Origin of the sequence: Mesobacillus sp. MER 48, from assembly GCF_023714225.1 — a bacterium.
Lineage (GTDB): Bacteria > Bacillota > Bacilli > Bacillales > Cytobacillaceae > Mesobacillus > Mesobacillus oceanisediminis_A.
In genome coordinates this window covers 597,425-609,563 of the sequence record NZ_JAMAUR010000003.1, presented here as the reverse complement: position 1 = coordinate 609,563, position 12,139 = coordinate 597,425, and the positions used below count along the sequence as shown (strand labels likewise).

Genomic DNA, 12,139 nt, shown 5'->3' with positions numbered 1-12,139 from the left:
CGCCGGTGTTTAGACTGCGCGGTGCTTTCTCAGCGCTAAAATATTCAGGAACATGAACAGAGCAGAGAACCCGGCAAGCATCAGCATATTCCCGTAAATAGCATCCCATCCGTATCCTCTCACCATAATATCACGCAATGCATCAGCAGCATAATAGAGCGGTGTGATCGGTCCAAGCCAGCTCAGCCAATCGGAAATCGTCTCAAGATTGATCAGGCCGGAGAAGAAAAACTGCGGCACGATGATGATTGGGATGAACTGAATCATCTGGAACTCGTTGTTCGCGAACGCCGACAGCAGTGTCCCGAGTGTCAGGGCCGTCATGGAAAGCATCAGCGTAATCAGCAGTACATAGATGAACGAACCTTCCATCAGCATTCCGAGAATATAGATCGCATACCAGGCGATCAAGGTAGCCTGCAGCAAGGTGAACAGCCCAAATCCAAGAATATAGCCGACAACAATCTCCCATTTCCTCAATGGACTCGACAGCAATTTTTCAAGGGTGCCGCTCGTTCTCTCCCGCAAAAATGAAATCCCGGAAATGATGAATACAAAGAAGAAGGCGAAGAATCCAAGCAAGACAGGCCCAAAATAATCAAATTGTCCCATATCCTCCGATCCGTGCAGGTATTCAGCGTTCAATTCAGGATTGCCTTGTGAAGGCATTAGCTGCTTGGCAGCCTGTTGGAACCACTTCATAAAAGCACCGTTACCGGATGGGTCGCTTCCTTCAAGCACAATTTTATCCACCATTGGACCTTCAAATACAACATATCCGTCAAGAGTATGGTCGAGGGCGGCTTCTTTCGCAATTTTTTCAGAGTCATATTCTGTCATTTTGACATCTTTTAAATTCAGTTTGTTAATGATTGTATCAGGGGCATTGACCAAACCGACCTTGGGAATATAGTTTTCGCCATTAAAGACAAGGTGGAGCATCGTCAAGATCAAGAGAGGAGCAACGAGCATCATCGCAAGCGTCCTTTTATCCCTCAGAAATTGCCGGATAATCCTGGTTGCCAGAGCTCTAATTCGCATGTTGGACACCTCCGTATGCTAAAAATGCTTCCTCGACGCTGGCTGAACCGGTCTTTTCCTTCAACTCGGCAGGAGTGCCGACTGCAATCAGTTTTCCGTCGCGGATCAGCCCCAGCCTGTCGCACTTTTCTGCTTCATCCATGACATGTGTTGTGACAATCAGCGTTTTGCCGCTGTTTTTCAAATCATAAAATCCTGACCAAATACTTTGACGGAGAACAGGGTCGATCCCAACGGTCGGCTCATCGAGGATCAGCAGCTCAGGCTCGTGCAGCAATGCCGCAGCAAGGGAGAGGCGCCGCTTCATGCCGCCAGAGTAATTGGTTACCAGTTTGTTAAGATGGTCGGACAAGTCCACCAGCTCCATCACTTCCAGAATTCGCTTTTTTCGCTGCGCACCCTTCAGGCCGAACAATGAAGCGAAGAATTCAAGGTTTTCCTTGGCGGATAATTCGGTATAAAGCGCGTCGGATTGAGCCATATAGCCAATTCTTTCAATCAGCTGCAATGATGGCATTTTTTCACCGAAAAGATAGTTTTCGCCTTCTGTCGGTGTTTCCAGTCCGACGAGCTGCCTGACAAGAGTGGTTTTTCCAGCACCTGAGGGACCCAGCAGTCCAAAGATTTCCCCGCTTTCAATCTCGAGATTGAGATCTTTTAAGACTTCATGAGTACCGTAACGTTTACTTACGTTTTTTATCGAAACAATCATTTGAGTTCACCTTCCTTTTTAGAAGTGAGTAATCACTCACTAAGAGCATAACGCATTCACATAAATTTGTATAGTGAGTAATCACTCACAAATTCACTTATAATCCGACAATTTTAATTGAAGCCAGGGTAATATGCTATTATAGGAAGTGACTGAAAATTTTAAAAAATGGGGAAGTGGTTGCTTGTTCCTGAAAAAGAAGAGATGGGTATTGATTCTTGCTCCGGTCTTGTTAATCGCTGGCCTTTACTTCTATGATGTGAACCTTGATGTGTATACCAGCAAAACAAGCGGGGTCCTGATTTTTAAGGACCAGGAATTCCATACCGGCTATGAAACGTATCAGAAATTTTATCATAATGGGGAACGGAATTTCGAAATCGACAGGTTGATCGGCAAGACAAACAACAGTAAATTCCTTGGATTCAAGGAATCAGTGTGGAAAATCAAAGGAGAGCCAGCCGAGGAAGTGGTGTTCGTGAAAGGCCTGATGATTGAAGGAGTATATGAAAGAAAATGAAAAATCCACCTGCAACAGGTGGATTAAAATTTATAGGTCCAAAAGCGTTCATTATTGAGCCACGCCATCGTTTGTGGATCTTTCTCTTTCAGCTTTTCCGCCATATTCTCAAGCATCAGCTCGGTTTGCGAGCGGTGGGCACGAATAGCATCCAGCTTGATATCGGCAACGGCGCTGATATTATGGACGATATCCGGTTCACCGAGCTCTTCAACACAGTTGCGCGAGAACGCTACGCAATGCAGTTTTGGCCGGTCTGCTTCAGGGATTTTCTCTACTGCGCGCACCACTGCTGCACCTGTTGCCTCGTGGTCCGGGTGTACGGAATAGCCAGGGTAGAATGTGATGACGAGTGAAGGGTTCAATTCAGCAATCAGTGAGGACATAAGGTTTGTCAGCATATTTTCATCCTCGAACTCAACCGTTTTGTCACGGAATCCAAGCTTCCGCAAATCGTTGATGCCCATAGCCCGTGCTGCGTTGTCTAATTCTTGCTCACGGATTGCAGGAAGGGTTTCCCTGTTTGCGAATGGCGGATTTCCCATATTTCGTCCCATCTGTCCAAGTGTCAAACACGCATATGTAACAGGTGTACCCATATTGACATGGGATGCGATTGTTCCTGAAACACCAAATGCCTCATCATCAGGATGAGGGAACACGACAAGTACCTGCCTTTCTTTTTCCATCGTAAGATCTCTCCTTTCTGTACGCTATTTATTCGAACGGCGTTTCGCTTATTTCAAGGGCGACGGCTAACTTCCCATTAAAATCATGGCCTGCAAGCAGCAGCCTGCCTTTATCATCAATTTCAAAATGGGTGATTCCTTCTGCGTAAACCCAGCCGAAGGGTATCTTTAAACCAGCCCGATATGGACCTTCGCCAGCAATCTTCGCGCGTTCATAAGTGACCTTCGCATTTCGAATATATGCGCCTGATGAAAAGAACGACTCATCGTTATGGGATGCGTATGCCCCATTTGTTGTTTCCAAATGAATATAGACTTCTTTGTCTTTAAAACGGTCCAATGCTTCCTGGACATCTGACAAAATCACCGGATCCATCCTTGTTCCTCCTTCCCGGATTTCGATGTTTTCAATTTATAATAGCCGAAGGGACAGCCTTCTATGTGAAAAATGAATGATTCGCCTTTCGGTCTATCGACAAGTTTTCGCGGCTTCGTCCTTCTGCTTTTGATTGCATCAATCTTTTTAAAATCGATTATATCTATATTACTAAAAAATCTTTCTTAAAGCGAAATGTACGCTCGGAGGTTTTTACAGTAAGTGTTTAATCAGGAAAGTAAATGGAAATAGTGAAGGGAAAAGGAGGGAGCATATGGAGCACGCAAAAGCATTGCTGATTAAAGCCATCATGACATTTGCCATCCTGCTTCTGTTTTTGGGCAGTTATGCAGGGTTAGGAGACATCCTGATCATCACCATTGTTCTTGGGGCCATATCCTACCTGGCTGGAGATTTGTTTATTCTTCCAAAAACAAGCAATCTGACAGCTTCACTTGCAGATTTTGCATTGTCGTTTCTCGTAATATGGGGACTGGGGCTGTTGTTGTTTGAACAGACTAATGGCTTGATTGGAGCGTCACTTTTTGCAGCTGCCCTGATCGCCTCTGGTGAATGGTTCTTCCATAGTTATGTCGCAGATCGGGTTCTTCATATCAACCGGAAAATATAATAGAAAAAATAGGCTGGATAATAGCTGTTAGACTCTTGGAGGTCGCTGTATAGTGGGCAGGAGAAGAGTCTATTGGACAAAAAGATGACGATTGCTGGTGTCCATTAGAAGAGCTCTAACGGACAAAAAGATGACGAATTCCCTGAAAAATGTCCGTAAGAGGAGCTCTATCGGACAAAAACATGACGAATTTCCTGAAAAGTGTCCGTAAGAAGGGCCCTAATGGACAAAAACATGAGGAATTCCTGAAAAAGTGTCCGTAAGAAGGGCTCTAATGGACAAAAACAAGAGGAATTCCTGAAGAAGTGTCCATGAGAGGGGCTCTAATGGACAAAAATATAGAAGAATCCCAGAAAAGTGTCCATAAAAAGGGCTCTACCAGGCAAAAAGGCTTTTAAAATATCATTAGAAACAGAAATAGGGATAGAAAAAAGGATGGCGGCTGCCATCCTTTTTATTATGGGTTTATTCTCCGCGGTTGCCGTCTGCATATTTGTTGTAAGCCAGATGCGCGGTTGGTCCTACATATTCGTTCAGTCTGAAGCCGTGCTTGATCGCTTCTGTGATGAATTTTTTAGCGACTTCCAGTGCTTCAGGGACTGTTTTGCCTTTTGCCAGCTGAGCTGTGATGGCTGATGCGAATGTGCAGCCTGCGCCATGCGTGAAGCTTGTTTCAACTTTTTCTGATTCGAATAGAGTGAAGTCTTTTCCATCATATAGAAGGTCGACTGCTTTTTCATGGTTCAGTTTGTTTCCGCCCTTGATCATGACGTTCTTCGCGCCAAGGTCATGGATTTTAGCAGCTGCTTCTTTCATGTCATCAATTGTGCGGATTGGTCCTGTCTGTGCCAGCTGCCATGCTTCGAAAAGGTTAGGCGTAACAACAGTCGCTCTTGGAAGAAGCAATTCCCTCATAGCATCTGTGTTTTCAGGCATCAAAACCTCATCTTCTCCCTTGCAGACCATGACAGGGTCGATGACAACTCTGTCCAAGTTATATTCATCGATTTTACGGGCAGAAAGCTCGATGATCTCAACCGTTCCCAGCATTCCTGTCTTCATGGCGTCAATTCCGACGGAAAGGATTGTTTCCAGCTGTCTTTCGACCAGCTCCACTGGCTGAGGGAAGACTTCATGATGCCAGTGATTCTTTGGGTCCATTGTCACGACCGTTGTTAGAGCGGTCATTCCGTAAACGCCAAGTTCCTGGAACGTTTTTAGGTCAGCCTGGATGCCGGCGCCGCCGCTTGTATCGGATCCTGCGATTGTTAACACCTTTTTCAAACTCATGTGAACTACCTCCATTTATAGAATGGCGGCTGCCTGAATGGACAGGCCTGTCGCCTTCAACACTTTCTTATAATTATACCAATTCTGTAAGAATAGACAAAGAATTGGTTTTTGAGAAAGGTGTATTAGGTAAAATTTAACTTTTGACAATTCTGTGGCATTAGTGCGTTGACGTGATGAAAGTTACTGAGCAGAAAAATAATTTGATATAGCATGGGAAATGTGTAATTTGGCTCAGAACAATCCTTTCGCAAAACGAAAATATAGATTTAAGCATTTGTTAAAGAAATAGACAATTTTCATCTATATTATTGTAACAATTGAAACGGTTACAACCATTCATTTTCCCGTACATTTAAGGCATAGGGGTATTATTCCTTTTTGCATAGTGAAATGTTTTTTAATGTATGGAAAAGCAACCCTGTTTTTGATCCGGAAAGGCCGTTTTTAAAGATTTCAAAGCATCTAATGTTACAGAGTGAATTATAGAGATTGCCAGTTTGCGAGATTGATCACAGTCTTTCAATTCCAATGAACTGGGAGATATCGATTGCTGAACCGGACCCAGAGATGACCGAACAGATAAGGGGTGAAGAACATGACAAAGAAAGGCTGTCCTGAAGAATATCCAATCAGCCTGAAGCTGAATGGATATGAAATCGCGGTTTTCCAGCTGACCAATCAGGATCTCGAAGATTGGGTATACGGCTACCTTTTTTCAGAAGGGTTGATCGATGGCCCGGAGGATGTCGTCAGTGTTGATTTTAGTGAAAAGACTGGCACATTGAATGTGTCGTTATGCAATTCCTTCGATCCTGAACAGATGTTTTCGAAAAAGAAGCACTATACAGCGGGCTGCGGCCGGGGAGTGACCTTCTTTTCAATGACGGATGTCAAAAAGTTCAATAAAGTGAATTCCGATGAAACCTATTCGTTGACCTATTTATTGAAAAAACGGGCGGAATTCGCGCAAAATTCGCCATTGTACCTGGAAACAGGCGGCATGCATGGCGCGTGTATCATCCTTGAGGATGGCAGTATCGAGGTCCGGGAAGACATCGGCAGACATAATGCTGTCGATAAGATTATCGGACACGCAATTCGAAAGCGTTTGCAGCCCGACCGGCTCGTCCTGCTGACGACCGGCAGGGTTTCATATGAAATGCTCTCAAAAGCAGCAAAATTTGGCTTTGCCATCATCGGTTCCCGTACAGCTGCCACCAAGCAGGCGGTACAGCTGGCAAGATTCCTCAATATTGAGGTTGTCGGCTACCTTCGCGGGAAAATGGCGACGATTTATACATCGGCCGGGAGGATCAACAATGATTTAACCCCGCCCGCTGCTGCGGATGACCTGCTTGAAAGGGGGGAAGCCCAGCAAGTATTGAATTAACACCAACTGTGGGATTACGGATGTTCAAGCAACTATTGGGAAGGAGAGAGAGAGATGGTTGAAATCAACCTGAATCGCAGGCAGTTTTTGAAGCTGTCAGGAGCCACTGCGGCAACCCTGGCGATTGTTGAACTTGGCTTCAACGAAAAAGAAGTCCATGCGAAAACAAAAGAATTCAAGATTGCCAAAGCTACTGTTACACCAACCATTTGTCCATACTGCGCTGTGGGCTGCGGGATTTTAGTCCATACGAAAAACAATGATGTGGTATATACGGAAGGGGATCCGGATCATCCCATCAACGAAGGAAGCCTGTGCAGTAAAGGGACAACGATCAGACAATTATTCACCTCAGAAAAACGCGTCCTGAAGCCTCGTTACCGGGCTCCTGGAAGCGATAAGTGGGAAGAAAAAGATTGGGGATGGATGCTTGATACCATTGCCAAGCGCGTGAAGGAAACACGTGACAAGACATTCGTTGAAAAAACAAACGGAATTTTTGTCAATAAAACAGAAGCGATCGCAAGCCTAGGCGGCGCGGCACTTGATAATGAAGAAACTTATTTGCTCGCGAAAATGATGAGAGGGCTTGGTGTCACCTATTTAGAGCACCAGGCACGAATATGACACAGTTCAACGGTTGCCGGTCTGGCACCTTCATTTGGTCGTGGAGCAATGACAAATCACTGGAATGATCTGCAGCATACCGATTGTGCGCTGATCATTGGCGCGAACCCTGCTGAAAACCATCCAGTCAGCTTTAGATGGCTTTTAAAGGCAAGGGAAAACGGAGGGAAAATACTATCAGTCGATCCGCGTTTCACAAGAACGTCATCACAGGCTGACACTTATGCTCCGCTCCGTTCTGGAACCGATATTCCTTTTATCGGCGGTTTGATCAGTTATGCGATCGAAAATAACCTTTTCCACAAAGAGTATGTTGCTAAATATACAAATGCCTCCTTTATCGTCAAGGAAGGCTTCGAATTCGAGGACGGCTTGTTCAGCGGATATGATTCAAAAACCCGTTCATATGACAAGGCTAGCTGGTCTTTTGAAACACAAGAAGACGGGACCCCGGTCAAGGATGAAACACTACAGCATCCTCGCAGCGTGTTCCAGCTGATGAAAAAGCATTATTCCCGTTATGATGTTGACACTGTGTCAACAGTGACAGGAACACCTAAGGAAGACTACCTGAAGGTGGCTGACGCTTTCTGTTCAACAGGAAAGCCTGGAAAAGCAGGTACGATCCTTTATGCGATGGGTACAACACAGCATACGGTCGGAACCCAGAACGTCCGCTCATATGCCATGCTGCAGTTGCTTCTTGGCAACATCGGTATGCCTGGCGGCGGAGTAAACGCGCTTCGCGGTGAATCAAACGTACAAGGCTCAACTGACTTCGGTCTTTTGTTCGGGGATCTTCCAGGATATTTGGGGGCCCCGAAAGAGCTTCCTGAACATGCAACTCTTAAGGCCTATCTTGAAAAAGAAACGCCTGCTGCTGGATATTGGAGCAATAAGCCAAAATTCGTCGTCAGCCTTCTCAAGGCATGGTATGGCCCTAACGCGACAAAGGACAATGAGTTCTGCTATCAATATCTACCTAAAGGAAACAAGAATTACTCCCATATCGCTCTTTTCAATGCGATGTATAAAGGCGAATTGGATGGCGCATTCCTGTTTGGAACCAACCCTGTAGTCGGCGGCCCGAATGCAGGCAAGGAAAAAGAAGCACTCAGCAAGCTTGACTGGCTGGTTGCAATTGACCTTTGGGAGACAGAAACCTCAGCATTCTGGCAAAAGGAAGCTGGCAGCGATCCATCAAAAATCAACACAGAGGTATTCCTGCTTCCGGCCGCATCCTCATACGAGAAAGAAGGAACGGTCTCGAACAGCGGACGCTGGATGCAGTACCGCTGGAAGGCAATCGAGCCTAAAGGCGAATCAAAGGCAGACATGGAAATCATCCATATGCTGATGCAAAGAATCAAAGGCATGTACAAAAATGAAAGCTCACCTGCTGCAAAAGCTATCAATGCACTGTACTGGAATTACGGTGAACATGATCATCCAGAATTCGATCTAGTCGCCCGTGAAATCAATGGTTATTACATTAAGACAGGCAAACAGGTCGAGAACTTCGGTTCGCTTGCTGATGACGGTTCCACATGCTCCGGAAACTGGATTTATTCAGGCTTCTATCCGGAAGAAGGCAACCTGTCCAAGCGCCGTGACAACAAGGATAATGGCATGGGCAACTTCCTGAACTGGTCTTATGCATGGCCTATGAACCGCCGGATTCTTTATAACCGCGCATCTGCAGACCCGGCCGGCAAGCCATGGAACAAGGATAAGGCAGTCATCTGGTGGGATGGCCTGGCTAAAAAATGGACTGGACATGATATTCCTGACTTCAAGGCAGTGGTCGCTCCTTCTGATAAGGGAGGCACGAATCCATTCATCATGCTGAAGGATGGCGTCGGCGGCATGTTTGCTCCAACGCTTAATGACGGACCGTTCCCAGAACACTATGAGCCGTTTGAAAGTCCGGTGCCGAATGCGTTCTCCAGCCAGGAATTCAACCCGACCATCAAGGTCTGGGATGGCGACTTCAACCTTAAAGGCACGAAGAAGCAGTACCCGATCGTGGCGACAACGTATCGTGTAAGTGAACACTGGCAATCCGGCTCGATGACAAGGAACCAGCAATGGCTGTCAGAATTGATGGGCCATATGTACATCGAGATGAGTGAAGAGCTAGCGAAGGAAAAAGGCATCAAGAACAAGGACCAGGTTATCGTGACATCAGCTCGCGGCGAGGTTAAAGCCTATGCGATGGTGACGAAACGCTTCAAGCCGCACACTGTAAACGGCAAGAAAGTCCACCAGATTGGCATGCCTTGGCACTTCGGATATAAAGGATATGCAACAGGGGATACAGCAAACCGCTTAACACCTCATATCGGGGACGCCAACACGATGATTCCTGAATATAAGGCATTCCTCTGCGACGTAAGGAGGGCTGACTAATGGCGAAGGCTGAATATGTAAAATTTGTTGACGTGACCAAGTGTGATGGCTGCCGCGCATGTATGGTCGCCTGCAAAAACTGGAATGACCTTCCGGCTGAGCCGGAAGCTTTCCAGGGCAGCGTCCAATCACATGCGAATGTAACGGCAAATACCTGGAACGTGCTGTCATTCATTGAACACGAAAACGGAAAAGGAAATCTTGAATACCTTTTCCGTCATTCATCCTGTTTCCATTGTACGGAAGCTGCCTGCGTTAAGGTGTGCCCGGAGGATGCCATGCACTACACAGAATTCGGCACGGTCGATGTGAACACGGATAAATGCGTTGGCTGCGGCTACTGTGTGCAGAACTGCCCATTCGATGTGGTCCAGCTGGCAACATACAAAGACAAGAATGGCAAGGAATACAAGAAAGCCCAGAAATGCACGATGTGTGTTGACCGCCTTGAGGAAGGCATGCAGCCGGCTTGTGTCACTACCTGCCATACAGACGCAATGGAGTTCGGCACAAAAGATGAAATGCTCAAGAAAGCTGAAAAGCGCCTGAGCGAAATCAAGGGCCGTTTCCCTAACGCCATGATCTACAACCCTGAAGGAGTCGGCGGTACACATACGATTTATGTCCTAGCTGAAAAGCCTTCCGTTTACGGATTGCCTGAAAAGCCCAAGGTTCCAACTTCAGCGGTAGTCTGGAAGGATTACGCACAGCCAATCGGCAAAATGATGCTTGGAGCGACAAGCATGGCACTTGTTGGCGCATTCGTCAGCAATAAGCTGTTCAATAAAGAGGACAAAGGCCATGAAGAAGATGGAGGTGGCAGCCATGAGTAAAACGCAGTACTCAGGTGTGAAGGTCAAACGTTTTTCAAAAGGCTTTGTCTTAGCGCATGCTGTGAACGCCATTTCATTCTTCGCCCTGTATATCACGGCCTTGCCGATGTATACAGAATGGTTTGACTGGCTATACCCTGTGCTTGGCGGACCAGAAGGTGCCAGATTGCTCCACAGGATTTTCGCTGTCGCGTTCGTCACGCCGACTTTCATCTGGATGATCATGGATCCAAAAGGCCTGCTTCGCTGGGGCAAGGAACTCGTTACCTGGAAAAAGAGGGATATCCAGTTTTTCACGGAGTTCGTTAAAGAACTGTTCGGCTTTAAGTTCAAGCATGTAAAACAGACATTCTTCAACGCGGGTGAAAAAATCAACTCGATCATCCAGATCTTCACAGCAATTTTGATCATCGGTTCGGGATTCCCGATGTGGTTCCCGGCCTTGTTCCCGAAAGCAATGGTCCAGTGGGCATATGTCGCCCATAACGTTGGCTTCGGTCTTGCGATCGCAGTCGTGGTTGGCCACATCTATCTGAGTGTCATCCACAAAAATTCACGTCCAGGATATACGGGCGTCATTACTGGTGAGGTTCCGGCAGAGTGGGCAAAAGACCACTATACAGAATGGTATGAAGAAGAAGTCAAGAAAGGCAACTTCCCTGATCTTGACAAAGGCAAGAACAAGAAAAAAGGCGCTTAAAACCTTTGACAGAGGGAATGGGTTCACCAAATGGGCCCATTCCCTCAAAATTTAAATCGTCGCCGTTTAATAAAATCTGATGAAAAGAGGCTACCGCAATGAAAAAGTCCGTTGTCTCAAAAGAGTACCAGAAACTGCAGAAAGATATTATAACGTTGCAGGAACAATGGAAAACATCACTCAACCCTGACCGTATCGAGCCTAAGCTTGACAAAGCGGCCATGGAAACAGGGGTGCCTGTCGCTGCATTGACGGCCATTGATTTTGATATTCCCCTATTCTTACAGTGGATAGAGGATATAGGTGAACTTTTAGCGAAGTATCAACCAGAGCTCGAAAAAACAATGGAATCAATCAAGAGACTATTAGATGAAGAGACAGCAAAACGCTGGATTGATGAGGCTTTTGCTTTTAACCATATTTATTTTGCCAGCTTTGCAGAAGAGCAGGGTGTCGATGAGTGGATTCCGCAGTTCATCGCCGAAACCGTGCTGCGTCCCTATTTGCAGCTGACCGCTGAAAAAGTCCAGGATGAAATCCAATATGCTGTTCACGGCGCCGGATGTCCTGTCTGCGGTGAACCAGTCCGCCTTGCGCAGCTGGAAGACGGAGGAAAAAAGGTATTGCATTGCCCTCGCTGTCTGGCCCACTGGCATGATAAACGCATTACATGCTCGCATTGTGGCAATGAAGATCATGAAACAGTCCAGTTCCTGACCATCGAGGGTGAGTCCGCTGCCCAGATCCAGGTTTGTGAGGAATGCAAGGGCTACACGAAAGTAATCGATACGAGACAATATATTGTGAAGCCGACACCGGCAATGCTAGACTTGAATACAATCCACCTCGATTTTGTTGCACAGGAAAATGGCTACAAAGCCGCTGGGGAAACCAAACAGACAAATTAAAAGAAGGTGC

The 12,139-nt window shown here is 46.3% G+C and carries 12 protein-coding genes and 1 pseudogene; 8 read left to right on the top strand and 5 right to left on the bottom strand.

Annotated elements, in window-relative coordinates; genetic code table 11:
• Nucleotides 1-9: 9 nt before the first annotated feature.
• Nucleotides 10-1,041 carry an ABC transporter permease gene (locus M3593_RS14275; RefSeq protein WP_251542507.1) on the bottom strand — a complete coding sequence of 344 codons (1,032 nt, stop codon included), beginning with the start codon at nt 1,039-1,041 and terminating at the stop codon, nt 10-12.
• The gene (locus tag M3593_RS14270; protein WP_251542509.1) at nt 1,031-1,753 is read right to left on the bottom strand and encodes an ABC transporter ATP-binding protein; all 723 of its coding nucleotides are present in this window, start codon (nt 1,751-1,753) and stop codon (nt 1,031-1,033) included. Before M3593_RS14270 ends, M3593_RS14275 begins: the two co-directional genes overlap by 11 nt.
• A gap of 184 nt (nt 1,754-1,937) precedes the next feature.
• Between M3593_RS14270 and M3593_RS14265 the strand changes: the two genes are divergently transcribed.
• Nucleotides 1,938-2,273, top strand: coding sequence for a hypothetical protein (locus M3593_RS14265; RefSeq protein ID WP_251542510.1), 336 nt, complete (start codon nt 1,938-1,940; stop codon nt 2,271-2,273).
• A 23-nt stretch (nt 2,274-2,296) separates the two neighbouring features.
• Here the strand turns inward: M3593_RS14265 and bshB2 are convergent, their stop codons facing one another.
• Nucleotides 2,297-2,962: a bacillithiol biosynthesis deacetylase BshB2 gene (gene bshB2 / locus M3593_RS14260; protein WP_144479265.1), complete on the bottom strand. Its 666-nt coding sequence runs from the start codon at nt 2,960-2,962 to the stop codon at nt 2,297-2,299.
• Nucleotides 2,963-2,990: 28 nt separating this feature from the next.
• The gene (locus M3593_RS14255; RefSeq protein ID WP_144479263.1) at nt 2,991-3,338 is read right to left on the bottom strand and encodes a YojF family protein; all 348 of its coding nucleotides are present in this window, start codon (nt 3,336-3,338) and stop codon (nt 2,991-2,993) included.
• A 274-nt stretch (nt 3,339-3,612) separates the two neighbouring features.
• On the opposite strand from M3593_RS14255, the gene M3593_RS14250 reads away from it, so the two are divergent.
• Complete coding sequence (locus M3593_RS14250; protein WP_251542512.1) at nt 3,613-3,969, top strand: DUF2512 family protein; 357 nt, start codon at nt 3,613-3,615, stop codon at nt 3,967-3,969.
• A 465-nt stretch (nt 3,970-4,434) separates the two neighbouring features.
• Here M3593_RS14250 and pdxK read toward each other — a convergent pair whose 3' ends face one another.
• Nucleotides 4,435-5,259, bottom strand: a complete 825-nt coding sequence (gene pdxK, locus M3593_RS14245; RefSeq protein WP_251542514.1) for a pyridoxine/pyridoxal/pyridoxamine kinase — start codon at nt 5,257-5,259, stop codon at nt 4,435-4,437.
• Nucleotides 5,260-5,857: 598 nt separating this feature from the next.
• On the opposite strand from pdxK, the gene fdhD reads away from it, so the two are divergent.
• The 6 genes and pseudogenes from fdhD (at nt 5,858) to M3593_RS14220 (ending at nt 12,129) form a co-directional block, all read left to right on the top strand.
• Nucleotides 5,858-6,652 (top strand): formate dehydrogenase accessory sulfurtransferase FdhD, encoded by a 795-nt coding sequence (fdhD, locus tag M3593_RS14240; protein ID WP_251542516.1) that lies wholly within the window; start codon nt 5,858-5,860, stop codon nt 6,650-6,652.
• Nucleotides 6,653-6,706: 54 nt separating this feature from the next.
• Complete coding sequence (locus tag M3593_RS24370; RefSeq protein ID WP_214710332.1) at nt 6,707-7,279, top strand: twin-arginine translocation signal domain-containing protein; 573 nt, start codon at nt 6,707-6,709, stop codon at nt 7,277-7,279.
• Nucleotides 7,280-7,291: 12 nt separating this feature from the next.
• A pseudogene (fdnG, locus tag M3593_RS14235) lies at nt 7,292-9,688 on the top strand (formate dehydrogenase-N subunit alpha); the annotation flags it as partial.
• Entirely contained in the window at nt 9,688-10,521 is an 834-nt protein-coding gene (locus tag M3593_RS14230) for a 4Fe-4S dicluster domain-containing protein (RefSeq protein WP_144479255.1), read from the top strand. The pseudogene fdnG and the gene M3593_RS14230, both read left to right, overlap by 1 nt.
• Nucleotides 10,514-11,221: a formate dehydrogenase subunit gamma gene (locus M3593_RS14225; protein WP_144479253.1), complete on the top strand. Its 708-nt coding sequence runs from the start codon at nt 10,514-10,516 to the stop codon at nt 11,219-11,221. Before M3593_RS14230 ends, M3593_RS14225 begins: the two co-directional genes overlap by 8 nt.
• Nucleotides 11,222-11,319: 98 nt before the next feature.
• Nucleotides 11,320-12,129 (top strand): formate dehydrogenase accessory protein FdhE, encoded by an 810-nt coding sequence (locus tag M3593_RS14220; protein WP_251542519.1) that lies wholly within the window; start codon nt 11,320-11,322, stop codon nt 12,127-12,129.
• Nucleotides 12,130-12,139 lie beyond the last annotated feature (10 nt).